This window comes from Jeotgalibacillus terrae (genome assembly GCF_016908195.1).
Classification (GTDB): domain Bacteria; phylum Bacillota; class Bacilli; order Bacillales; family Jeotgalibacillaceae; genus Jeotgalibacillus; species Jeotgalibacillus terrae.
The window spans coordinates 1-24,862 of the sequence record NZ_JAFBDK010000018.1 but is presented as its reverse complement, the minus strand read 5'-3'; the positions used below and the strand labels follow the sequence as shown (position 1 = coordinate 24,862).

Here is a 24,862-nt window from a genome sequence, read left to right as displayed (position 1 = left end):
GGCTCTTTAATCTTTTCACTGCACAGAATTTTGTATAAAATTGTGGGGTTCGTTGCGCATTCGTTTGATTATTCTATTGTACTGAAATGTTCCTGCATCATGTAATAAGAATCTTTCAGACGCTCTTCATATTCAGGGAGATTCCATTTTTCCCAGGAATATGATTCAAAAGGTGTCTGTTCAATGACAGATTGACTGTCATTTTGGATAACTGCTGCTGACAATCGGATATCCTCCACTGTCATCGAAGCAGAAATACCGTCTTCACGCATGTCTCCAATAAACTCCATTTGGCTCGGATCCCGGGCGTTCAGCAGCATCCACGGGATTCTGATTTCAAAAAGCCCTTCTTCTGTATAGTAATAGTCAGCCAACGAATCATATTCTTCATGATCAGGATCGCCGATTCCAAATTTCAGTACGCCTGTTTCATAACTCTCAAACGGCATGACTTCGTTCGTATCAGGTCTTATGAATTCCCTGTTTAATGCAAGTCTGATTGGGTGAAACTCGTCTAGTTCTTCATTTGCTGGAATCATATTCAGTTTCTCAGCATACTCAACATAAAACGAATCGTAATCACCTGCAATTTCGAGCTTGCCTTTCGTGCCGTTAATACGTGCCCTGAAGTCTGTTTTCCCTTTTTCAGTTCCTATTCCCTGATCAGGACGAATACTGAAATAAAGGTCAAGTGACTGATCCTGCCAGAAATCTTCTGACAGGTCGGGTAATGACAGCTGCATATACAGATAACGCTCATCATGTAAAACGCTGAGATCTTCTACTGCACCGCTATACTCTCCGAGGGTTACCGCTTCTTCATCACGTTTTCCATTGACTTTTCCAAGGTGGCGGTCAAAACTCAATAGCCCGAACTGCTGCTCATTTGTCTGCGCGTTTGACCAGAAAGGACGTCTGTCAGGGTTATCGTAATCCATTGTATTCCAGGTGCGCTTGAACCATTCATCCTGCCAGGTAAAGACCAGCCCGCCGAGCATATCAAGCTCCATCATATCCTCGTATAATCGCGTCAGAATCTCACCCTGTTCTTTTTCCTCGATAAAGCCCTGATTCCACCCAAAAGGATTTTTGTGCGTCATACCTCTTGAAGCAGGTATGCCGAATTCAGAAATAAGAATTGGCAGGGTATGACTATCTTTTAGATCATTCAGATAACCGGCATAATTATTTCGTTCACCCCTGTGATCTATATACTCCGTATAGCGCTCCTCCAGGTTCAAAAAATCTGGATAATACGGGTAAACATGATAAGAGGCGAACATCCCGGCCTCTGCTATATCACCGGTTACATTGATTAAATTTGGGTCAACCGCAGCCATATCTTCTTCTTCAGAAGGCTCAGCAGGCTGATCGAGGTTATCAGTTGTTACCCAGTTGGTAAAACTGAGCGGTCTCATACTCTGATATTCATTGATTTCATAGTCTGCTAAAAATTCGAATTGCTCTGCAAGCCATATTTCCATTGGCTCTGCATTTTCAGTAACAATATGCTTTCCGCTGAATTGAGGCAGATCCGGGTACATTTGTTTCATATTATCAACCATCAGCGGATACCACTCTATTCCGATCATCCAACCAATGATATAAGGAGAAACATCACTTTCATACGTTCCTGAAGCATGTCCGGGTTCAGGTTCAATCTCTGCGTTACCATGGATAACATCGGCAATCTGACTGATCTCTTTTTGGAAAGATTCAGTACTTTCAGTGTTAAAAGCGTCAAGTGTTTCAATGAGCGGCTCTTCATCAGCCCATACACCGTGGATCACGTAAAGAGGCTTCGTGGCACTAGCATTGTAGTCAGCCAACGCATCATAAAAGGCAGGTGGATGAAGCGTATACACGCGAATCGTATTTGCATTCATTTCACCAATCATTTCAAACCAGTGATCATACTCTTCTCTTGTAATACCTGCTTCTCCAGGGAATGTTCCCGGCTTGGCCATACCCATATTGACACCCTTGATTGTCATAGGTTCCCATTGATTATCACGGTACACTTCATAAGAATCACCGGTGATTCTCGCCGGGTACTTTATGCCATTATGCTCTGCCTGGGCAGGAGCATCATTAACTTGAAAGGAAGAGAAAAACCAAATCGTCAGCGGTACAAAAAGAATCAAAGGCAAAATAATAAGCAGAATCATTTTTTTCACTGACTGCACTCCTATTATAATTGTATAGCTTAATAATAGGACGAAAGGCTGTATAAAACAAGGAAAAACCAAACGCCTGGCGTTTGGTTTAACCCTTTAGATCTCTTTGCTGATAACCTCTTAAGCCAACGATCGTTAAGGCTAATGAAATCACTGTCAATATCATCAGCGACAGCCAGCTGATTTCCTCTCCCGGGATCTGCGGTACATGACCAAACGGTGAAAGCTGGCCCGGCCAATCGGGTAGCTGGAGCAGTCCGCCAAGGTATACGACAAGAAAAGAATAAATTAAATATCCCCAGGCAAGGCCGGTTAAGCCTGGTTTGATTCCTGTAAACACTGCACCGATGCCGATCATGACCCAGATCGCAGGCAGATAGACAAGTCCGGATTTTAGCACCACAGCAAAGCCTAATGGTTCTTCCATTACAGATACTGAAGCACCCCACAGGCTCACGGTAGCAATGATCATCATGAGTGACCCGAACACGACAGCGACTGCAAGATAGCTTAAAAACACCTTTTGTCTTGAAACGGCACGTGCATAGATGTTCTCCATCCGGCTTTTGTTTTCTTCAGATTTTAATTTGTAGAAAAACATCAGCGCCGGTACTGCAGCCATCATCGACATAATCGCCATCAGCATGGAGATGAACTGCTCTGTTAAGCTCAGTCCGCCAGTCGCATTCACCATATTACTGAGCATCTCGTTGCTTGAAAAAAATGATTCCAGATCGCCAAGTACCGATCCGTATGATGCGCCAATTGCCATCAGGGCGACTGCCCATACGATCACACTGGTTCTCAGCAGTCGAAGGGCAAGTCCGAACGGGCTGAGTAACAGGGGAGAAGCATTACTGCGTCCTGGTTTAGACGGAAGCATCCCGCTGCCGAGGTCCCTCTTTAACATCAGTCCGAATGCAGCCAGGGCCAGTGCTGAGCTTCCTGCACTCAGAAGAACCAGTGGAGAAACCAGGTTACTGACGTAAACTTCTGTTTTTAATGCCCACCCGAGCGGTGAGAGCCAGGACAGAGTTTCCATACTGACGTCCCCGATCGCTCTTACAAGGTAAGACACGCCCAGTATGAGAAACGCAAAACCGGACGTTCCGCGGCTGCTCTCACTCAGTTGGGCAAATACTGCTGTCACACCTGCGAAAAACAACCCTGTTCCACCAATCGCTGCTCCATATAAAAATGAAGCACCCGGTGGCATTGATTCTATATTCAGTCCACTCAAAGCTGTGCCGATTGAAACAGCCAGTAAAAGCTGTGACAGACCAACCACTGCAAGAACAGAAGTAAGTGGCGCCAGACGTCCTGCAGGAAGTGAACTGATCATTTCAGCCCTTCCATCCTCTTCATCTCCCCGTGTGTGCTTCGCTGTCATCAGTATAGTCATGACAGCAGCAAGGATCGCTGTAAATAATAGCATTTGATGAGCCATCATTGCGCCGGTGGTGTAATTCTCAATACCATATCCGGGTCCAACCATTGCAGTCATTGCAGGGTTCTTCATGGTTTCAGCAATCGCAAGCCGTTCCGCTTCAGATGGGTACAGATCTTCAAATGCCCAGGCAGTTAACATAGTCAAAGCGGTAATTGAGATCGTCCAGATCAGTATTTTGAGAAAATCTGTCCGTAAATAGAATTTAATGAGTGACCCTGTTTGATAAAATGGTTTAAGGCTCATGCCTGATCACTTCCTGTCCCTTCATAATGACGCATAAACAGATCTTCAAGTGTCGGTGGAGTGCTTTCAAGCCTGACAATGCCAAGTGTACTTACCTTTTTTATGACTTCATCCAGTGCTTCAGCATCCACCTGCAGGGCAGTTCCTTTTTCAGTTTCTTTGACTGTATGCACCCCAGTCATACTGCTGATGCCGTTCAACGGTTCCTTCGTTTCTATGACTAAGTTTGTTCTTGTAAGGTGGCGCATTTCCTCGAGTGACCCTGACTCTATTATTTCACCCTGCCTGATGATTGCTACACGGTCACACAGGCGTTCAACTTCCGAGAGGATATGACTTGAAAGCAATACGCTTTTGCCTTGTGATTTGGCTTCCAGCACACATTCCTGAAACACGCGCTCCATCAGCGGATCGAGTCCTGAAGTCGGTTCATCAAGTATGAACAGTTCAGCGTCAGAAGCAAATGCAGCAACAAGTGCCACCTTCTGGCGGTTTCCTTTTGAATAAGTACGGCATTTTTTTGAAGGATCAAGCTGGAAGCGCTCAATCAGCTCCTGTTTCTTTTCAGGCTTGTGGCTGCCCCGCAATTTCAAAAATAAATCAATGACTTCTCCGCCTGTCAGATTCGGCCACAGATTTGCATCCCCCGGCACATAAGCAATTCTTTCATGTATAGAGACAGATTCCTTCCAGACATCCATACCGAATATTGAGGCACTGCCTGAAGAAGGCTTCAGGATCCCGAGCAGCGTCCGGATCGTCGTTGATTTGCCAGCACCGTTTGGTCCGATAAAACCGAAAATTTCACCTTTTTCAATTGAGAAGCTGACATCCTTTAACGCCTGGAACTTTCCAAATCGTTTTGATAATTGGTTAATGTGAAGAACGGTCATTTGAGACCCTCCTTTTAAAAGTTTTAAACTATATTGGTTTATATATTTCATAATATACTCATTTATCATTAAAAACAATACTTTATGAACCGAAAAGTTTGTTAAATTTCATAATTTTTATTAAACTGATAAGAGAGTGATGATTAAAGAGGTGACAGCATGAATGGATTCGAGCGCAGACGCGAATTGAAAAAACAGCATATCTTACAGGCGGCTATGGAGCTTTTCAGTGAACTTGGCATTCAAAAGGTATCGATCGCTGATATAGCAAGGAAAGCACAGGTATCGCAGGTAACAATCTATAATTATTTTGAAAGTAAGCATAATTTAATCCATGACGTGTTTATTTATTATGTAGATCAGGCATCAAACCAGTTCGAGGGGATCGTTCACAGCGATCAGCCTTTTCCTGAAAAGGTGAAGATGATTATTTTTAATAAAAAACAGGTCTCTTCAAATATTCATCCTGAGTTCTATCAGTACTTAATGAAGGAGTACACAGAAGAAGGCAACTACATCGAGAAGATTTATATTGAAAAGGCGCTGCCTTACTTTATCCAATTGTTTGATGAGGGGAAGAAGAAAGGATATGTGGACCAGAACCTGTCGAATGAGGCGATTATTTTCTATATACAAATGCTGAAGGATTATGTACAGCGGGAAGATGTGTATGAAAAAATGCTTCCTTTAACTGAGGATATTACGAATATTTTCTTTTATGGTGTAATGGGAAAGAAATAGTGTAGAAAATAGCCCCGGCATATAAGTGCCGGGGCTAGTCTTATAAAATAGCTTCAGCGAGGATCCGGTCCAGCTTTCTGATGTCTACTTTTTTATTCACATTCAGCTTAAATCTGCCTGAACGTGTCCACAGTTCAAGCTCGGCGTTCGTATCGAATGTGCCGCCGTTTTCTGAAGAGTACATATCAATCGATTTAAAAGGAATCGTGTAGATTTCAACTTTCTTTCCGGTCAGGCCCTGCTTGTCAGCGATCAAAAGGCGTTTATTTGTGATCACGGCTGTGTCACGGATTGTCTTATAAGCCACTTTTGCCTCTTCACCTTCAACGAACAGTTTTTCAACATCTGCCGGTACCGCTACTTCTTCGATAAAAGTCCAGTTCATTATTGCTGTTAAGTCAGCCATATGTTTGATTCTCCTTTTCTATTAAGCTCTGTTAAAGGTGGCTGTTGATTTCCGCTCCAGGGGGAACGCTTTCCGCAGGGCGTGCGGTGAGCCTCCTCGACGCTGCGCGTCTGTGGGGTCTCACCTGTCACGCTTCTCCTGCTGGAGTCGTCCCCCTTCCGCTGCAATCAACAGCTGTGCTAAAACAATATTGTTCTTTAACATAGCTTTTCTATTAAAAATGATCTTATATTCCATAACCTTCTTTTATACCCCCAAAACCTGGATGTATCTATCGTAATCTTATACATGAATACACATTAATAGAAATCTTATGAAAAGGAGATGTTACATAAGTAAAAAGAACGTATAATGTATCCGCTTACAATGTCTTTCGTATTAATTATTTGTAAAGATTCTAAATATTGTGGAGAAATACGGTGTTTTCTTTTACTATTAATTGTGCACGAATACATAACCAGGAGGTAATACGTATATGCAGCCTTACAAGAAGCATTTTTCGGTTTTTGTAGCTTTAGTCATGGTTTTAAGCCTGCTGACACCATTTGCATCTGTGTCAAAAGCGGCAGAAAGCTTTACAGAGACGTTTGATAACTGGACTCAGGGAGGAACATCGTATCTTGATGGTTCGTTCGAAGGGAATAATGGTGTGACATGGGATTACACTGGCGGAAGAGCATCGACTTCGATTGAGGGGAAGGGAATGATGTTCCGTGACTCGGGGAGTACACTGACTTCTACAGAAATTGATGGGGGGATTTCATCTCTATCATTTCAGACAAAGGCTGATTTCACCTCAGAAGGTGTCCGTCAATTTGAAGTATATATCAATGATGAGCTGATTGGTACAACGGATGATGTAGCCATTGGTGGAGATGCAGTAACGTTCAACTATGATGATATTGATGTTGAGGGCCCATTCACACTTGTATTAAAAAAGGTGGGATCTGAAAGACAGCTGACTGTCGACAACATCACATGGACTTCCTACGAAGACCCGACAAAAGTATCAGCAGTCCAGTCAAGCGTTCCTGCAGGGCAGGTAGCTGAAGGAACAGAGGTTACATTCTCAACTTCAACGGCTGACGCTGAGATCTTTGTTGCTCAAAATGGGGGAGCTTACGAGGCATATACGGCTCCATTTACCTTAACAGAAGATACAACGTTTGACGTGTATGCAACGGCTGACGGCCTTGATGACAGTGACGTCAGAACGTATGAATACTCAATCGTAACAGAAGACAGTATTGCAAATGTAAGAAATCAGGAAGTTGGTTCAATTGTTTCGACAACTGGTACAGTAAGCGCTGTTTTTAATCAGGGTGGCGCAAACAACATTTACATCCAGAATGCAGGTACTGGTATTGTTGTCAGAACCGCAGCAGATGCAGCGCCTGGCGATATCATTTCTGTCTATGGCGAACTTCAGGATTACAATGGGCTTGCACAGATCGCAGCTGAAGCTGAAGGCGTGGTTATAACAGGACAGGAAGAAGCACCTGCACCACAGCCGATTCCTGAGACAGGATTAGGTGAAGCACTTGAAGGAACACTTGTATCTGTTGCAAATGTGAATATCGCTTCATCAGGCAGCGGTAATTACTATGGTACTGATGAATTCGGCAACGAGATTGTGATTCGTCCGGCAACAGAAATGGATATTCAGACTGGCCGTACGTATGAAGTAGTAAATGGTGTTGTTGGAGAATTCAACGGCACATACCAGATCGTTCCTCGTTCAGCAGACGATATTATTTTTGATACAAATCAGGTTCGCCCTGTGAAAGCTGATCCTGCAGGCGGATTTGTAGAAGAAGGCGGTACAATTACGCTTTCAACAGAAACTGAAGGTGCATCAATTTATTACACAACAGATGGCTCTGTACCGACTGAAGACAGCACGCTTTATGAAGGCGGCGTAACAATTACTGAAAACACCAACCTTAAAGCTGTAGCTGTAAAAGATGGCATGACAGCAAGTGATGTAGCTGAATTCAGTTATGTGATTCAGACAGATGATATTGAGATTCACGATATCCAGGCAGCAGAGCACTTCTCTCCTTATGAAGGACTTTCTGTTCCTAACGTGGAAGGCGTTGTCACATACGTAGTAAATAGCAGCAGCTTTTACATGCAGTCACTGACGCCGGATGAAGATTCACGCACGTCAGAAGGTATTCTGGTATACCAGAGAAGCCACGGTCTTACTGAAGGTGACCACGTAGAAGTAAGTGGTACAGTGCTTGAGTATTATGTTGAAGGGTACGGAGACCGTTTTGACAATGACCTTCCTGTCACACAGATCGAATCAACAAATATTAATGAACTTGCTGAAGGACTTGAACTTCCTGCCCCAGTCGTGATTGGCGGCGAAAATGGTATTGAAGTACCGACAGAAGTGATTGATAACGATAACTTTGCACAGTTCGACCCTGAAGAAGACGGCATTGATTTTTACGAAAGCATTGAAGGTATGCGCGTTGAGGTAGCCGGCGGAACGGCAAGCGGCCCTCAGAAGTATGGCGAAGTTGCAGTAATTCCAAATAAGGGTGACGAAGTATACACGCAGGCTGGCGGAGCGATTGTAAAGCCTGATGACTTTAATCCTGAGCGCGTATTTATTGATGTAGATGATGAAGACTTTGTTGTAAAAACAGGGGATGAGCTTTCAACATCAGCAATTGGTGTAATGAGCTATGGCTTTGGTAAATATAAAGTACTTGCAGGTGAAGGTCAGCTGCCTGTATTCACAGATGGCGGGCTTCAGCCTGAAACATCAGCCATTGAATACAAAGAAGACGAGCTGACGATTGCTTCTTATAACATTGAGAACTTCTCAGCTAACACGTCAAATACGAGTGATGAAAAAGCACAGCGTATTGCAGATTCATTTATAAATGACCTTGGATCACCTGATATTATTGCACTGACAGAAGTACAGGATACAAATGGTCCAACTGATGATGGAACTGTTTCAGGTGAGGGAAGTGCGCAGCGTCTGATTGATGAGATCATCGCACTTGGCGGTCCTGAATATGCTTATACTGAAGTGGTTCCTGAAGACAAACAGGACGGCGGGCAGCCTGGCGGAAACATCCGTAATGGTTTCCTTTATAACCCTGAGCGCGTTCAGCTGACTGAAGGAGAACAGGGTGGAGCCAATGATGCAATCGACGTAGTGGACGGCGAATTGACGCTGAACCCTGGACGTATTGCACCATCTGAATTCCCGAATACACGTAAACCGGTTGTTGCTGAATTTGAATTCAACGGTGAGGAAGTCATCGTAGTCGGTACGCATCTGAACTCTAAAGGTGGAGACCAGCCGCTATTCGGTCAGAACCAGCCGCCATTCCTTGGCAGTGAAGCTGAACGTATCGAGCTTGCCGACATTATCAATGACTTTGTTCAGGATGTGCAGGCACAGACACCTGATGCAAACATTGTTGTAGCTGGTGATATGAACGATTTCGAATTCTCAGCACCACTTGAAGCGTTAAAAGGTGAAGAGCTGACGAATCTGATTGACGGAGTGGAAAAAGAAGATCGCTATACGTACAACTATGAAGGAAACGCGCAGGTACTTGACCACATTCTTGTGAGTAACAACCTTGCAGAGCGTACGGTATTTGATATTGTGCATATCAATTCTGATTTCATGGAAGTACACGGACGTGCATCTGACCACGATCCGCTTTTAGCACAAATCAGCTTTGAAGCAGACGTGGAAGAGCCACAGCCTGAAAAGAAAGTGATTAAACTTGCTGATTATAAGCAGAAAAAAGTAAACATTTTTGAAGATGATGTACACATTGTAGCTGAGAAAGGAATCAAGGCTGATAAGATCATGGTTCGCGGTTCAAACGTGAGCTTTGAAGGAGAAGGACTTGAAGACCTTGAAGTTACGCTTCACGCAAAAGAAGCAGGCGCAGCTTACGACTTTGAAGGAAATGAAGTAAAGAAAGTCATTGTACAGCATAAGAATGTCGAAGCGATCTATGGAGCAGAAAACATTCAAAAGCTTGAGCTTCGCGGCTCAGCAAAGCATGCTGGAGTAGAGCTTTATGATTCTGAAGGCAATGAAATTGAGCTTGAAGATGAAAAGCCTGGTAAAGGTAAGGGTAAAGGACATGGTAAGAAAGCTTCATAAGTATTAATCATATTAAATAGAAAAGTCCTGATGAAGCGAATCTTCATCAGGACTTTTTTATATTGAATTCTGAAGAGACGGGTGAATTTTTCGGGCAGATTTCACGCATTACCTTACCGGACACAACCGTCAGTCAAGGCAAAACACACCCGCTTACTCAAACCAAAAACTGCTTGTAACAAACCCCATTTTTAATGCTTCGTCTTAAATGGCCACCAGATTCCCTTACCAAATGAAACGGTAACGGCTGGAATAAGCAGTGGCAAAATAATCAGACCATATAGCAGCAGCCCTGTAATCACAATTGTTGCGATCTGAACCAGGCTGAGCACACCTGATGGGATCATCGCACCGAATGTACCTGCGAGAATAATTGCAGCCGTAATAATCACAGTACCCATTTTAGCCATGGAGACCTTCAAAGCCTCGCTGACTGAGTATTGAGCCGTTTCTTCTCTGAAGCGATCGAGCAGGAAGATTGAGTAATCCACCCCAAGTGCGACGAGCATCACAAATCCAAAGAACGGGACTGCCCATGAGATTCCGTCATAACCAAAGCCATTGACGAAAATGAGCTCAGCAATTGCTACACTTGTAAAGTATGTGAGCAGCAGTGAGCCGATCATATAAAGTGGCATAATGACTGAACGGAAGATAATTGCTAGGATTACAAACAGACTGATTAGCATAATTGTGACAGTTTGAGAGAAATCACTTGTTGAAATATTATTCAGGTCACGATTGATGCTTGATACGCCGCTGATGGCAAGTTCAGATTGTTCAAGAGGTGTATCAGTGATCGTTCTCTGTACAGTTTCTTCAATCCGCTCTACCGTTTCAATGGCAGCAGGAGAATATGGATCATCTGACAGAATCACTTCAATTTTCATGCCTCTATTTTCATCGAATGCGTAGCGTTCAATCACCTGATTAAAATCTTCATTCTCCAGCGTTCCTTCAGGAATAAAGACGCCAGTGTCTCTAATCGTTTCACTATCACTCATTTGTGCAAGCTGATCCGCTGCTGAAGTCAATCCCTCAGAAATTTGCGTTAACCCCTCATTAGAAGAGCTTACACCTTCTGAGAGCTGAGTCAGCCCGTCTCTGAGTCCAGCCGTCTGACCTGAAGCAGATTCTATTTGTCCTGCAGCCCCGCTCAGCCCCTGCTCAATTTCAGTTAGGCCCTGACTGAGTGCATTCAGCTGTCCTGCAGCCTGCTGGATATTACCGCTTTGCTGAAGTCCTTGTGTTACCTGTCCTAACTGCGTGTTGATCTCAGAAATTCCTGCTGCAGCTTCACCAATACCTGACGCAGATGATGAGTCAGGTATTTGACTGACAATATTGTCGAGTCCGCTTGTCACTTCTGACAGCCCACCCTGAACTTCATTCAATCCGGTCACCGCTTCATTCAGACCATCGGATATCAGTCCAAGCTGTGTATCAGCATATAAGTCTTCAAGAGGACTGCCTGTTGGACGTGTGATGGCCCGGACTGAATCCACGCCTTCGGTATTTTCAAGTTCCTGACTGATTTTCTCAATATAAGGAACAATGTTTTCTGATACAAGAGATTCTTCATCTGAAAGGATAACAGTGACAGGAAGTGAATCCCCCTGACCAAATCCCTCTTCAATCGCTCTCAGACCCTGAACAGACTCATAATCGTCTCCAATCTCATCGACTGTGTTAAAAGACAATGCATCATCATAAGTGAATAACAGCGGAACTGTAATCACAGCAACGACAAGCATTGATGTTAATGGGCGTGAGACAGATAATTTGCTCATCAGTAACCAGAGTCTGCTGTCACTATGGGAAGCTGACTTTTTCGATGGCCAGAATAACTTCTCTTTTAAAAGCGCCATGAAGAATGGCACAATTGTACTCAAGACAAGCAGCAGCACAGCAATTCCGACAGCAACGGCTACGGCAGACTTGAAGATCGGAAAGTCTGCAAATCCAATTGCAAAAAAGCCGACAAATACTGCAAGTCCGCTGATATATAAAGTACGGCCGGCAGTTTTATAAGTGTTTATGATGGAGTCAGTGACAGGGTGTCCGGCTCCAAGCTCTTCTTTATATCTGCTTAATAATAAAATGCAGTAATCTGTACCAATTCCAAAAAGAATTGCCACGAGAAAGATCTGTGTATAATTGGAAACAGGAAAGTTAAACCAGTCGATGAAAAAGGCAACAACTGACTGGCTCAATAAGTAAGAAATCCCAACTGCAACAAGAGGAATAAAAGGTGTCACAATCGAACGGAAGACCGCAAGCAGTAACCCGAATATCAAGACAACTGTTATAATCTCCGTCCGTTTTAAGCCATCCTGTGCACTTTTATTTACATCGTTATTAATAATGGATTCTCCGGTAATGAAAACGTCCTGGTTATCATCAATCACAGTGGATTTGATGTTTTCAGAAAGTGTTATAATCTCTTCCTGACTGCCATCTACGGTGACAGGTACCAGAATCGTCTTACCATCTTCAGACACAAGCTGTTCTTCAAGCTCCGGGCTGTCAAAAGGGTCTAATACAGAAGAGACAGGATCGCCAATCTCTTCTATTTTTTGTGCAGCTTCAGAAATGTCATCGCGCACAGCCTGTCCGGCTTCGCTGTCAAGCTGATAAACGAGAGAGATCGTTTCTTCTCCTGCACCGGCATCATTCAATATATCTGCAGCGCGTTGGGAAGGTGCATTTTCGGGGAGTTGGAACGTCCCGGCTTCCTCAGCCTGTTGGGTCAGGTTAGGTGCGATGAGAAAAAGTGCCGCTGTCAGTATAATCATGCCAATTGTGATTGGCCATTTAAATTTCAGTATCTGCTTCATGTTTTGGACCCTCCAGTTTTAGAATTGCTCTGATCTTTTTGAACATCGTGACAAACTGTTCTAATTCCTGATCATTTACCTGATCTGCAAACAGCGTTTCGATATAGTCATATACCGCCTGGTCAGACTTTTTTACAACCTTTGTACCGTGATCTGTCAGTTTGATTAATTTTGAGCGCTGATCGTCCGGTGACTTTACAATTTCAACCAGCTTCTTTTCTTCAAGCTTTTTTAACCGTCCTGAAATTGCACTTTTATGAACATGTTGAAGTTCAGCCAGCGTACCGGCAGCCAGCGGTCCATTTTTATACAGAATTTTAAGTACCTGCAGCTGTTCTCTTGAATATTCCTGCCAGACCTCTGCTGTCACATTCTTTAACACCCGCTCAGTTCCGAATACCATGACGTCTTCAAATAATTCAACAGCTTCAATCAGCCTTTTATCCAAATTTGTTTACCCCCTAAACTATTATGTATTTTAGTTTAGGGGGTAAACAAAAATATGTCAAATCTGAAAATGCAAATTTAAAAAACGCTGACCGGCTTGGGAGCGGGTCAGCGTTTTTTGATGAGCTTAATGTGAAGCAGTGATATCGCGATGCTTATCAGATGTTTTCCTACAGCACATTCATTACATTTTATGGAGGAAATCAATTAAACATTTCCCGGGCAATTAACTCATAGGAATATTTTTTATCCTCAGGATCATAAATGTTCGTAATCAGCAGAAAATCGTCTGTCTGATATCGTTTACTGAGTTTTTCAAGTTCAGTTTTTATCTTTTCTGGCGTTCCGATGATCATTCTTCTGCGGTTATTTCGAATCTTCTCAAGTTCAGCTGAAGACACGCCGCGCTTTTTCAGTACTTCAGGTGAATGAACCTGAGAATCCCCCTTTTCAATACCAAGCAGCCACATATCCTGCGACAGTGCCAGCCGTTCTGCTTCTTCCTGTGTTTTTGCGCAGACAACGAAAATACAAACATTTACAGTGGGCTGATCAAACTGACCGGGTCTGAAATGTTCACGGTAGACACGAAGCGTCTCCTCCCATTTATCAGGATTGATAAAATGGCCGAATGTCAGACCCATTCCGCGCTCTGCTGCAAGCTTTGCGCTCCTCGGTGAGAGCCCGAGTATCCAGACAGGCGGCACGCTGCCGGTTCTGGGCGTCACCTTAACCATTCTGTATTCATGCTGCTTAGGCAGCTCATTATGCATAAAACCATACAGTTCATCCAGATGACGGGGGAATGCATTCATCATACTTTCGCGGCTGTCTGTCAGTGCAGCACGCGTCCGCTCCGTACCACCGGGAGATCTGCCGACGCCTAAGTCGACCCGTCCAGGGAATAACGCCTCCATTGTTTTGAATGTTTCAGCTACTTTTAAGGGGCTGTATTGAGGGAGCAGCACACCGCCTGATCCTACTTTTATTGAATCAGTAGCTGATGCAATTCGTGTCATCAGGATTTCAGGGGCTGCGCTTAACAGGCCATTTGTATTGTGATGTTCAGCGAGCCAGTACCTCTGATATCCGGCATTTTCAGCGAACTGAGCCAGTGCAACGGTGTGATTCAGCACCTCAGTCGGATCAGCACCTGCGGGCATTGGCACCTGATCTAATATCCCAAGCTTCATAACCGAATCCTCCTTGACATTAATGATTCAATTATGCCAGCAAGCGGGGGAGGATGCATCAGGTATGCTTATTCACAGCTGAAGCTGTATAAGCTTTGTGATTTCTGCAGCCCTTTTAGCTGTCAGTATTTTTGCGTTTTTGAGTGCATAGTCCAGCGTACACGGACTGTGCATCACTGAAAAGCTCGCAGTAAACAGATTCAGGAGCTCATCGGTCTCATGGTCAAGACTGCCTGACAGGAGAATAACAGGTTTATGATAAAGGTCCGCCTGCTGAGCGACATAATGTGCAACCTTCCCGTACATTGTCTGCTCATCGCTTCTCCCTTCACCTGTCATAACGAGGTCAGCTTCACTGATCGCCTGTTGCAGTCCCATTTCTTCACCGATGATTCTGGCTCCCTGTGCGAACGTGCCGCCTGCAGCTAATAGGGCAAATCCCATACCGCCTGCAGCACCTGCGCCTGGTGCTGAGATCATTTCAGCAGCAGTCAGGGCAGCGAATTGTTCAATCCACCTGTCATACAATGGGACATCTTCAGGGCGTACACCTTTTTGAGGACCGAAAATCGCTGTGGCACCTTCTGAACCGGTTAAAGGATTGTTTACATCAGAAGCAATCATCAGTTCAATGTCTCTCAGCCTGGGATCAAGGGTGGTGAGATCAACCCTTTGGATTGCCTGAAGTTTGCCGAGTGTAACAGGTCCGCTGATGTTTTCTGTATAAGTGTAGGCTGCACCCAGGGCTTCAAGCAGTCCGGCTCCGCCATCATTTACAGCGCTGCCACCCAGCCCGATCAATACTTTTTTGCAACCCTGATCTAATGCATAACGGATCATTTCACCAACACCGTAGGAAGTGGAGTGGATTGGCATCAATTCGTCAGGAACAAAATCTGTGAGCCCGACAGCCTGAGCAGATTCAATATAAGCCGTGTCTTTGTCCAGACAAATAAAGGCTTGCTTGGACTTTCCGTATGTATTTGTGACAGTCAGTTCAGCAGGAGTCAGCCCTTTTTTAAATGTGAATGGCTCAAGCATGCCTTCACCGCCATCAGCCATTGGAATCATGATGCATTCAGCTTCAGGTATGACGGATTGAATTCCTTCTTTCATTGCAAGCGCAGCTTCAGCAGCACTCAGGCTTCCTTTGAATGAATCCGGTGCAAGTACAATTTTCATGTAATCATCTCCTTTTTAGATTAGCACTGTTAAAGACGGCTGTTGCATTATATGGTGCTGCAGCTGTTGTGTTTTGGCTGATGGTTGCCGTGTTTTGCCCCGCAGCTGCAGGATACACCCGGTTTTGCTGTAGTGAGAGGCCTTGCCGTTGCGGTAATCCACCCACCACAGCTAAGTTCCCTCCATTGTAGCAGGATCCCCTGCATTAAAAAGAAATTTCTGATTTTGACCAAATTTCACTTGAAAAAGTAGAATTTTTATGATTTGTTTTCCGATATCCCCTTGCAATTAATGGGTGACCCGTCGTACAATGAAGAATGAATGTCATTTTCGAAATGAGGGTAAAAATGAAAACTTCCATTTATGGATTAACGTTGGAGCAACTTGTTGCCTGGCTTATGGAACATGGTCAAAAGAAATTTCGTGCAGAACAGATTTGGGACTGGCTTTATCGTAAGAGAGTCACAAGCTTTGAAGATATGAAGAACGTCAATAAAGAATGCCGTGAATTACTTGAAGAGAATTTTGTGATTGAGACACTCGATCTTCAGATTCGTCAGGACTCACAGGACGGCACTGTGAAATTCCTGTTCAAACTGCAGGATGGCAACCTGATTGAAACTGTACTGATGAGACAGAAATATGGTCAGTCAGTATGTGTGACAACTCAGGTAGGCTGTAATATCGGCTGTACATTTTGTGCCAGCGGTCTGTTGAAGAAGAGCCGCGACCTTTCAAGTGGAGAAGTAGTTGAACAGATCATGCGTGTACAGAAGTACATGGATGAAAAGGGCGAAGGAGACCGCGTCAGCCATATCGTTGTCATGGGTATCGGAGAGCCGTTTGATAACTATGATAACCTGATGAGCTTCCTGCGCGTTGTGAATTCAGCAAAAGGTCTTGGCATTGGTGCCCGTCATATCACTGTTTCAACAAGTGGTCTTGCGAATCGCATTTATGACTTTGCTGATGAAGACCTGCAGGTAAACCTGGCATTATCTTTACATGCGCCGAATGATGAACTGCGTACGCGCATCATGAAGATTAACCGTGCATATCCGATCGAACCGTTAATGAAAGCCATCGATTATTATCTTGAAAAAACAAATCGCCGGATTACATTTGAGTATATTCTGCTTCATGACGTGAATGATCACGTGGAAGAAGCAGAACAGCTTGCAAAAATGCTTTACAATAAGCGTCATCTGGCATATGTAAACCTGATTCCTTATAACCCGGTTGATGAGCATATTCAGTATGAGCGAAGCAAACAGGAAGACATTATGAAGTTTTATGATACGCTGAAAAAAGGCGGCATCAACTGTGTTGTGCGTCAGGAACATGGTACAGACATTGATGCAGCATGCGGTCAGCTGCGTAGTAAGCAGATCAAAAAATCAGCAGTATAACCTTAAGCCTGGGATCAAAACCCAGGCTTTTTTTATAGTTTAAAATCAGCATGCATTTCTATTGAAATATAACGCTTCCATGTATTATAATTAAATTGTGACAATTTACCTATTAGGAGGAACGGTGATGGAGGCACTATTTTTAACGGCGGCATTTATGTTTGTGGCATTTGTGGCAAACACTTTTCGTTTTTACGCAAACGGATACATAAACAGATTGATATTTGTCATGTCGACAGTGCTGCTGGTTCTTTTAGAACAATGGCTTGCCACACCGTCACATACATCCTGGCTATTACTATTTGCGATTGCAGCTACAGTTGTGAGCTTTCATTTCAGCGGCGGAATGGTCGCTGCCGCACTTTCCTCATTATATTTATGGATAACGACAGGTGCAATGGAACCGAGCATATATGCTGCCTACTTCTTATTTGCAGGCAGTGTGTATGCGATCAGATATTATGTGAGAAAAATCCGCCAGCAGCGGGACCGCTGGCTTGAAATCCTGACATTCAACTCAAAGCAGTTGAACGTCACAAAAGATGTCAGTCAGGCGATGCAGGAGACATTCAACACTAAAAGGCTCCTTGAGACGATTTTGACCTCAATGACAGCCGGACATGGGCTCGGCTATAACCGGGCAATGATCTTTTTACTCAGTGAGGATGGTAGCTCTCTGAAAGGAATTATGGCAACGGGCCCGGTAAGAGCGGAAGAGGGGTTTGAGATCTGGGAGGATATCACTGCCAACCGATACGGGCTAACAGATTTAATTGACAAAAAAGAAGCGGAAAAATCTGATCAGCAGCTGAATGAAATTGTACAGGATATGACAATTCCGCTTCAGGAAAAAAGTTTCTTAAGAGATGTCATGGAATCAGGGTATCCGCTGCTGATAAAAGAAGCAGATACACATGATGAATTAATGATGCGCTTTTATCATACATTGGGTCTGAAAGAATTTGTTGTGATTCCGCTGCTTCATCAGGGCGTTAAGTCAGGTGTCGTCATCATTGATAATCTGGTCAATCAAAAGCCGCTGAATATGCATGATGTGGATATTATCACGCCGCTTGCTACCCAGGCGGCGATTGCACTGCAGCAGGCGAGTCAATATGAATCAGTAGAACGGATGGCGTTAAAAGACGGGCTGACAAATCTGTATAATCAGCGTGCGTTTCAACAGTCTTTATCTGATGATTTTTGTACGCAGCCTTTTTCTATTATTCTTCTGGATATTGATTTTTTCAAAAATTATAATGACACGAATGGCCACATGCTTGGAAACGAAGTACTCGTGCAGCTGGCAGGTGTTATTACAACAAGTCTTCGCGGAGATGATCTGGCTTACCGTTTTGGGGGAGAAGAGTTTGTGATTCTGCTGCCGCGTACACCAAGAGACCAGGCGATTAAAGTAGCTGAACGTATTCGTAAAAGAGTAGAGGAAACTGCCTTCCCTAAAGGGGAACTGCAGCCGGAAGGAAAGCTGACAGTAAGTCTTGGAGTAGCCGAATCAGATGGTTCTGCAGATCCTTTTGAGACAGTTGAATTTGCAGATCAGGCATTATATGAAGCAAAAGAAAGCGGCAAAAACCGCGTGGCAGTGAAAGTGGGGGTGTAAAGATGGAGTACGCGTGGTTATTACTCAACGTGATTGTGTTTACTACAGTATTTCTACTCACTACCCGACCGCTTTATATCCGGTCGCTTAAGGTGAAGGCGGTTAAAATAGCTGATCGGCTTGGACTCTCTCTTCATAAGATGGTCTATTCTTATGAACAAATGGTCTTTTTTACTGCACTGCCAAGTCATCTGCCACAGCTGAAGCAGGCAAAGAAAGAGGATATCTGTCTGAAGCTGGATTATCATTCAATGTTTTTTCCCCGGCTAAAAGGTGTTAAAGTCATCATAACAAAAGGGAAATACCCTTTTAACCTGGCTTATCTGCCGATCAAAGACTTCAGGCTGCCGGTTCTTGACCGATTATCATCTGAATCACATTTGTCAGATAAGGAATATCTGATGATCAGCTCATACCTGGCAAGCCACCCTGACACATTGAATGAAATAAAAGATGAAGTGTACAGGAAAATGCAGTTTAAGGACATGAAACAGGCAGAATAACATGAGAAGAGGTATATGATGAACGATCATCAGTTATCCATTAAAACGGACAGTCTGCTTGAGACAGTCAGTTCATCGATCCATCATAACCGCTATGAAGCAACTCCTTATGAAGGTCTTGAAGTGTTAAGCGCACTGTACCCGTTGCACCGTAGAAGTGGTCTGGTGGATTACGGTTGCGGCAAAGGCCGTGTCTCGTTTTATTTTCATCACAGGTTCGGCCTTAATGTAACCGGTGTAGAGATGAATCCGAGGTTATACCAGGAAGTATTGCAGAATCAGGCCTCCTATCTTGCTAAGCGTAAACTGGGGAGAGGGAGCCTGCAATTTGAACATGCTTTTGCAGAGAAGTATGAAGTAAAGGAAGATCAGAACGTTTTTTATTTCTTCAATCCATTTTCTGTACAGATTTTTGCTGCAGTCATGAACCGGATTGCTGTTTCTCTTGAGCAGAAGGAGCGGGATGCAGTGGTGATCTTATATTACCCGACTGTGGAATATATCCACCACCTTGAGGAAAATACAGCTTTCAGGCTTGTCCGGCAGATCCCAATTCCGGGGCTTGTTGAAAATAACCATAATGAACGGTTTGTCGTTTTTGAATATAAGACATGAAAAAAGCAGGCATGCGCCTGCTTTTTAAAATGGATTTGTTGCCCAGATGGCAGATGTTTTGATGAATGACCGCTGCTCAAGTTTCAACAGACTCACCATATACTCCGCGAGATCTTCTGCCTGAGTGAACTTATCCGGGTTGCGCTCTCCATCCTCACCGCGTGTCAGATCTGTTTCCACAAGGCTTGGCGTGATGGTAGATACACGGATATTATGTGGGCGAACCTCCTGCATAAGTGACTCTGTAAGGCCATTTACAGCGAATTTGGATGCACTGTAGGCACTGGATCCTTTTGTCCCTTTTAAACCGGACATGGAAGAAATGTTAATGATATCACCAGTTTTTCGATCGATCATACCCGGTAGTACAGCTTTCGTCGTATGGACAATTCCCATCACATTTGTCTGAAGTACCTTGTTCCAGTCTTCAGTTGTGAGCTCCAGGAACTCTCCGTATGCGCCTACACCTGCATTATTAATCAAAATATCAACGTGACCCAGCTGATCTGTCAGTTCTTTAATAGCCTGAGTAATATCTGATTCATAGCTCACATCACCTTTAGCTGTAAAAACGTCCACATCATACTGACTTAACTTTTCTTTGACGTTATTCAAATGTTCCTCAGATCGTCCGACGATCCCAAGGTCAACACCCTCTTTAGCCAGCTCTAAAGCTGTAGCAGCACCGATACCGCGGCTGCCCCCTGTAATGATTGCTTTTTTACCTTTAAGTGATTGCATGCAAGACATCCTTTCATTTTGTTCTGTCATTCTATTATTCACTTTAATCGTTATTTAAAAACATGCAGAAATCTTCCTTGCTATGTATAATAGGTGCTGAGGTGAAAATATGAAGAAACTGTTAATTGGATTATTCACCCTCATCCTGCTGATAGGCGGAGGGTTATATGCTGTTTATTATTTTGGAACAGAAGTAGCGGCGGACCAGGTAGTGGAGTCCGTTACAGACGACATGAAAACAAATGGTCAGATGGATCAGGTGAAAACCTATATTGAACAGGATCCTGTTTTAAGTAGCTATCTCGAAGAAGCAGAGGCAGCGAAGGATGATGAAAATCTTGCCTTCACGACGCGCGCTGAAGCTACGCGTGTGATGATTCAGAAGGTAGGAATCGGAGAACTCCGCCAGATTCAGGCAGATGCAGAAGCGGGCAATCTTTCTGAACAGGAAGTCATTCAAAAACTTGAGTCATCCCTGTCAGAAGAAGAATTGAAAGCACTGAAGGTCCTTGCGTACAAAGAGATTTATGGTGAATGATATAAGTTTGTTGAGAGAAACGCCACTATTATAAAAAAATGGTTAAATATTGAGCATGAAGGTGAACGAAGCAGAAGGTGGTGACTCCGGGACGATTAGCGGGACAGCTGAGACCCCGCAACCGAAGGTGAGGAGGCTCAGCGACCACCGTCCGGAAAGCACCGCCTGGAGCGCAGTGAACCGGTTACGTTACTATAATAAAAGCTGAGACATTTGTCCCGGCTTTTTTTTATTATCTGTCACCGCCCAGAATATCAAATAGCCCGCCTGCTGCACTTCCTTCACCTTTAGATCCGCCTTTTCGCGGCATGGCTGAGAATACACGGCTGGCTAAGCGGCTGAATGGGAGTGACTGCACCCACACGGTACCGGGCCCGCGCAGCGTCGCAAGAAATAATCCCTCGCCTCCGAACATTGCCGTTTTAATTCCACCGACCATCTCAATGTTATAATCAATCCCGCCTGTCATCGCGACCAGACACCCTGTATCAAGACGCAGTACTTCACCCGCAGCCAGCTCTTTTTTGTGGATCGTGCCGCCAGCATGAACAAATGCCATTCCATCCCCTTCAAGCTTCTGCATAATGAACCCTTCACCGCCAAAGAAGCCGGTGCCCACTTTACGCTGAAATTCAATGCCGATTGATACGCCTTTTGCTGCAGCTAAAAAGGCATCCTTCTGACAGATCAGTTTTCCATCAATGATACTGAGGTCAAGCGGAATAATCTTGCCTGGATAAGGAGAAGCAAAGCTGACATGCTTCTTTCCGGTGCCTTCATTCGTAAAAGCGGTCATAAATAGACTTTCACCTGTCAGGACACGTTTGCCGGCGCCTAACAGCTTACCCATCAGACCGCCGGAAGACTCCGCGCCGTCGCCGAATATGGTTTCCATCCGGATCGCATCATCCATCATCATCAGACTGCCTGCCTCTGCAATCACTGTCTCCTGAGGATCCAGCTCCACTTCCACAAACTGCATGTCATCACCATAAAGCTTGTAATCAATTTCATGATTATTCACTTTGTCTCCACTCCTTTATTTGAATTTCTTCTATCATAACTCATTTTACTGAAAAATCTGAATGTATTTTGTTAAGATAGAAGGGAGAACTTATAAATGCTCTTATTTTAAACGGCTGAGGGTGATCATCATGAAATCCATTCATCAGATTATGCAATTGATCGGACGTTTAGACGCTCACGTGGCTGATGACTTTGAAGGACAGGACCTGGACTTTAAGCAGTGGAGTCTGAAAACAGAAGATAATATACGTAAGATGATTGAATATGCCATTTGCATGGCAAATGGCGGCGGAGGCAGTGTCGTTTTTGGTATTGCAGACGGTGTAAAAGGACATAGTAAAACAATTCTTGGCGTGCCGGAAAATCTGGATGTTGCATCTTTTCATCAACGGGTATTTGAAGAAACAAGGCCGCAGTTGTCAGCTGAATTTGATATGGTGGAACTTGATTATGGAACAGGACAGGTATTAATTATGACTGTTGACGGCCGCGGTGGCCCTTACGCATTTGCGGACGGAAAATCAGTTATCCGTAAAGGAAAGGAATGCCTGACGATTGAAAAAGAAATATAATACTGAAAGGAGTTTTTATTTATGAAAGCTGTCTATCATAAAGGACCAAAAGGAATGGAGGGACTTACATACGGAGACCTGGATCAAGCGCAGGTTAAAGCAGGGGAGGTCCGGGTTAAACTGAAGACTGCAGGTCTGAACCACCGGGATCTCTTTGTGCTGACGCGCCACGGTGAAGAGGATCCTGCGCTTGTCGTGGGATCAGACGGTGCAGGAATCGTGGAAGAAACAGGAGAAGGTGTAACAAACGTTCAAAAAGGTGATGAAGTGATCATCAATCCGGGGATTAACTGGAAACATAATACAGACGCACCGCCACCTGAATTTGATATTGTCGGTCTGCCCGGTCACGGCACTTTTGCTGAAAGTATTGTGTTGCCTGCGGACAATGCAGTTAAAAAGCCTGACCATCTCAGCTGGGAAGAGTCAGGTGTGCTGGCACTTGCAGGCCTTACAGCATACCGTGCATTATTTACACGCGGACAGATAAAAGAGGGGATGAACGTGCTGATCCCGGGTATCGGAAGCGGTGTGGCTACTTTTCTATTACAGTTTGCAAAAGCCGCCGGTGCAACAGTCTATGTAACATCGCGGTCAGAAGAAAAGCGCAGGAAAGCACTTGAGATCGGTGCTGACTACGCAATTGACAGTGAAGGAGACTGGGAAGAAGCAGTAAACGGTACAAAAATGGATCTGGTGATCGAATGTGTCGGGGCGGCAACCTTTAATAAGTCACTGAAGCAGTTAAGAAAAGGTGGTACGATTGTAACCTTTGGTGCTTCTGCGGGAGACGAAGTGACGATCAATCTTCGCGACTTCTTTTACGGACAGCAGAATCTGCTGGGCTCTACGATGGGGAGCGCTGAAGAACTTGATGAGATGATTGCTTTTATTGAAAAGCATCAGATTCATCCTGTGATGGATCAGGTGTATGAATTAGCAGATTACAAGGCTGCGTTTGAACGGATTGAGAAAGCCGAGCAGCTCGGGAAGATTGGATTCAGTATTTCCTAATGATAAGGATATACCCCTGCAGACCCAAGGCTGCAGGGGTATTTAAATGTTACTTAATAGACAAATACCCCCCACACCCTCATGAAAATATGATATACTGATTATATAAATAGAAAATTCAGACTTTTTGAATGAGGGGGAAATAAATATGATAAGGGGATGGAAACGAAGGCGTATAGCCTTTATTGCTTTCCTTGGCGCCTGTTTGATTTTACTGGTGGGTTATATCAGTCAGCCTGTAAAAGACGTTGATGTTGAAGGAATGATCTCAGTCGCACACCGCGGGGCAGCCAGTTATGCACCTGAAAATACACATGCAGCATTTCAAAAAGGAATAGAGCTTGGCGCTGATTTTATTGAGGCAGATGTTCATCTTTCTAAGGATGGTGAACTGATTATCATGCATGATGAAACAGTAGACAGGACAACAAATGGCAGCGGTCAGATCAGGAATATGACGCTTGAAGAGTTGAAGACACTCGAAGCCGGTTCACATTTTCATCCGGATTATTACGGGGAACCAATCATCACGCTGAACGAACTGATGGAATCATTTTACGGTCAGGTTGGTCTTTTAATCGAAATCAAACACCCGGCGCTTTATCCGGGAATTGAAGAGAAAGTGTCAGAAGTACTATCGGAATATCCCGCAACAGATAGTGTGATTGTTCAATCTTTTGATATTGATTCACTGAAGCGCATCCATGAACTGGACCCGGACCTCCAAATCGCAGTCCTCATGAAAGCCTCATTTGTACCAGTATCACTCTGGCAGTTAGATGATCTCACCTCATTTGCAACCTACATTAATTTTAATATATCAGCCGTATCTAAAAGAACGATTGATGAAGTACACAAACGCGGCGGAAAAGTACTGGTCTGGTCTAAAAAAGATAAGCGGCTCATTCAGAAAGCTGTCTCCTACGATGTGGATGGCATCATCACAGACTTTTCAAGATGGCCGGTGGAGGAAGACATCCAGGTGGTGAAGGATTAAAAAATGTTAATCAAAAAACGGAGGGCCGGAATAACCGGCGCCTCCGTTCTTTATTTATGGCTTTGTTAAAGACCAATATTGTTTTAGCACAGCTGGTGATTGCAGCG

General features: G+C 44.1%; 20 protein-coding genes. 10 read left to right on the top strand and 10 right to left on the bottom strand.

Translation table 11 applies throughout. The annotated features are described in order from the left end of the window. Positions 1-68: 68 nt before the first annotated feature. The 3 genes from JOD21_RS15365 to JOD21_RS15355 form a co-directional block, all read right to left on the bottom strand. Positions 69-2,168 carry a hypothetical protein gene (locus JOD21_RS15365; RefSeq protein ID WP_239581636.1) on the bottom strand — a complete coding sequence of 700 codons (2,100 nt, stop codon included), beginning with the start codon at positions 2,166-2,168 and terminating at the stop codon, positions 69-71. Between the two features lie 97 nt (positions 2,169-2,265). After that, entirely contained in the window at positions 2,266-3,870 is a 1,605-nt protein-coding gene (locus JOD21_RS15360) for an ABC transporter permease (protein WP_204730475.1), read from the bottom strand. Then, the gene (locus JOD21_RS15355; RefSeq protein WP_204730474.1) at positions 3,867-4,763 is read right to left on the bottom strand and encodes an ABC transporter ATP-binding protein; all 897 of its coding nucleotides are present in this window, start codon (positions 4,761-4,763) and stop codon (positions 3,867-3,869) included. The genes JOD21_RS15360 and JOD21_RS15355 overlap by 4 nt, the downstream gene beginning before the upstream one ends. Before the next feature lie 159 nt (positions 4,764-4,922). Here JOD21_RS15355 and JOD21_RS15350 point away from each other — a divergent pair, with 159 nt between their 5' ends. Further along, positions 4,923-5,504 (top strand): TetR/AcrR family transcriptional regulator, encoded by a 582-nt coding sequence (locus JOD21_RS15350; protein WP_204730473.1) that lies wholly within the window; start codon positions 4,923-4,925, stop codon positions 5,502-5,504. A gap of 40 nt (positions 5,505-5,544) precedes the next feature. Here the strand turns inward: JOD21_RS15350 and JOD21_RS15345 are convergent, their stop codons facing one another. Then, positions 5,545-5,910, bottom strand: coding sequence for a PH domain-containing protein (locus tag JOD21_RS15345; protein ID WP_204730472.1), 366 nt, complete (start codon positions 5,908-5,910; stop codon positions 5,545-5,547). 475 nt (positions 5,911-6,385) lie between these two features. Between JOD21_RS15345 and JOD21_RS15340 the strand changes: the two genes are divergently transcribed. Beyond that, the gene (locus JOD21_RS15340) at positions 6,386-10,060 is read left to right on the top strand and encodes a chitobiase/beta-hexosaminidase C-terminal domain-containing protein (RefSeq protein WP_204730471.1); all 3,675 of its coding nucleotides are present in this window, start codon (positions 6,386-6,388) and stop codon (positions 10,058-10,060) included. Positions 10,061-10,251: 191 nt separating this feature from the next. Here the strand turns inward: JOD21_RS15340 and JOD21_RS15335 are convergent, their stop codons facing one another. The 4 genes from JOD21_RS15335 to JOD21_RS15320 all read right to left on the bottom strand — a co-directional run bounded on the left by JOD21_RS15335 (position 10,252) and on the right by JOD21_RS15320 (position 15,719). Continuing rightward, a complete protein-coding gene (locus tag JOD21_RS15335) occupies positions 10,252-12,897 on the bottom strand; it encodes an MMPL family transporter (protein WP_204730470.1) in 2,646 nt (881 codons plus the stop codon). Further along, positions 12,875-13,345 carry a MarR family winged helix-turn-helix transcriptional regulator gene (locus JOD21_RS15330; RefSeq protein WP_204730469.1) on the bottom strand — a complete coding sequence of 157 codons (471 nt, stop codon included), beginning with the start codon at positions 13,343-13,345 and terminating at the stop codon, positions 12,875-12,877. The genes JOD21_RS15335 and JOD21_RS15330 overlap by 23 nt, the downstream gene beginning before the upstream one ends. Before the next feature lie 202 nt (positions 13,346-13,547). Next, the gene (locus JOD21_RS15325; protein ID WP_204730468.1) at positions 13,548-14,537 is read right to left on the bottom strand and encodes an LLM class flavin-dependent oxidoreductase; all 990 of its coding nucleotides are present in this window, start codon (positions 14,535-14,537) and stop codon (positions 13,548-13,550) included. Positions 14,538-14,609: 72 nt separating this feature from the next. Then, on the bottom strand, positions 14,610-15,719 hold the full coding sequence (locus tag JOD21_RS15320) for a glycerate kinase (protein ID WP_204730467.1): 1,110 nt from the start codon (positions 15,717-15,719) through the stop codon (positions 14,610-14,612). A gap of 347 nt (positions 15,720-16,066) precedes the next feature. Here JOD21_RS15320 and rlmN point away from each other — a divergent pair, with 347 nt between their 5' ends. From rlmN to JOD21_RS15300, 4 genes are all read left to right on the top strand, one after another. Then, on the top strand, positions 16,067-17,128 hold the full coding sequence (gene rlmN / locus JOD21_RS15315; RefSeq protein ID WP_204730466.1) for a dual-specificity RNA methyltransferase RlmN: 1,062 nt from the start codon (positions 16,067-16,069) through the stop codon (positions 17,126-17,128). A 127-nt stretch (positions 17,129-17,255) separates the two neighbouring features. Continuing rightward, positions 17,256-18,749 (top strand): sensor domain-containing diguanylate cyclase, encoded by a 1,494-nt coding sequence (locus tag JOD21_RS15310; RefSeq protein WP_204730465.1) that lies wholly within the window; start codon positions 17,256-17,258, stop codon positions 18,747-18,749. Between the two features lie 2 nt (positions 18,750-18,751). Next, a complete protein-coding gene (locus JOD21_RS15305) occupies positions 18,752-19,252 on the top strand; it encodes a hypothetical protein (protein ID WP_204730464.1) in 501 nt (166 codons plus the stop codon). An 18-nt stretch (positions 19,253-19,270) separates the two neighbouring features. Beyond that, the gene (locus tag JOD21_RS15300) at positions 19,271-19,867 is read left to right on the top strand and encodes a class I SAM-dependent methyltransferase (protein ID WP_239581634.1); all 597 of its coding nucleotides are present in this window, start codon (positions 19,271-19,273) and stop codon (positions 19,865-19,867) included. Positions 19,868-19,891: 24 nt separating this feature from the next. Here the strand turns inward: JOD21_RS15300 and JOD21_RS15295 are convergent, their stop codons facing one another. Continuing rightward, positions 19,892-20,608 carry a 3-ketoacyl-ACP reductase gene (locus JOD21_RS15295; RefSeq protein ID WP_204730462.1) on the bottom strand — a complete coding sequence of 239 codons (717 nt, stop codon included), beginning with the start codon at positions 20,606-20,608 and terminating at the stop codon, positions 19,892-19,894. Positions 20,609-20,717: 109 nt separating this feature from the next. Here JOD21_RS15295 and JOD21_RS15290 point away from each other — a divergent pair, with 109 nt between their 5' ends. Further along, positions 20,718-21,146 (top strand): hypothetical protein, encoded by a 429-nt coding sequence (locus JOD21_RS15290; protein WP_204730461.1) that lies wholly within the window; start codon positions 20,718-20,720, stop codon positions 21,144-21,146. A gap of 232 nt (positions 21,147-21,378) precedes the next feature. On the opposite strand, the gene JOD21_RS15285 is transcribed toward JOD21_RS15290, so the two are convergent. Next, positions 21,379-22,170: a TIGR00266 family protein gene (locus JOD21_RS15285; RefSeq protein WP_204730460.1), complete on the bottom strand. Its 792-nt coding sequence runs from the start codon at positions 22,168-22,170 to the stop codon at positions 21,379-21,381. A 130-nt stretch (positions 22,171-22,300) separates the two neighbouring features. Here JOD21_RS15285 and JOD21_RS15280 point away from each other — a divergent pair, with 130 nt between their 5' ends. The 3 genes from JOD21_RS15280 (at position 22,301) to JOD21_RS15270 (ending at position 24,755) form a co-directional block, all read left to right on the top strand. Beyond that, entirely contained in the window at positions 22,301-22,744 is a 444-nt protein-coding gene (locus JOD21_RS15280) for an ATP-binding protein (RefSeq protein WP_204730459.1), read from the top strand. 21 nt (positions 22,745-22,765) lie between these two features. Further along, positions 22,766-23,758, top strand: a complete 993-nt coding sequence (locus tag JOD21_RS15275) for a zinc-binding dehydrogenase (protein ID WP_204730458.1) — start codon at positions 22,766-22,768, stop codon at positions 23,756-23,758. Positions 23,759-23,906: 148 nt separating this feature from the next. Then, positions 23,907-24,755, top strand: coding sequence for a glycerophosphodiester phosphodiesterase (locus JOD21_RS15270; protein WP_204730457.1), 849 nt, complete (start codon positions 23,907-23,909; stop codon positions 24,753-24,755). Positions 24,756-24,862 lie beyond the last annotated feature (107 nt).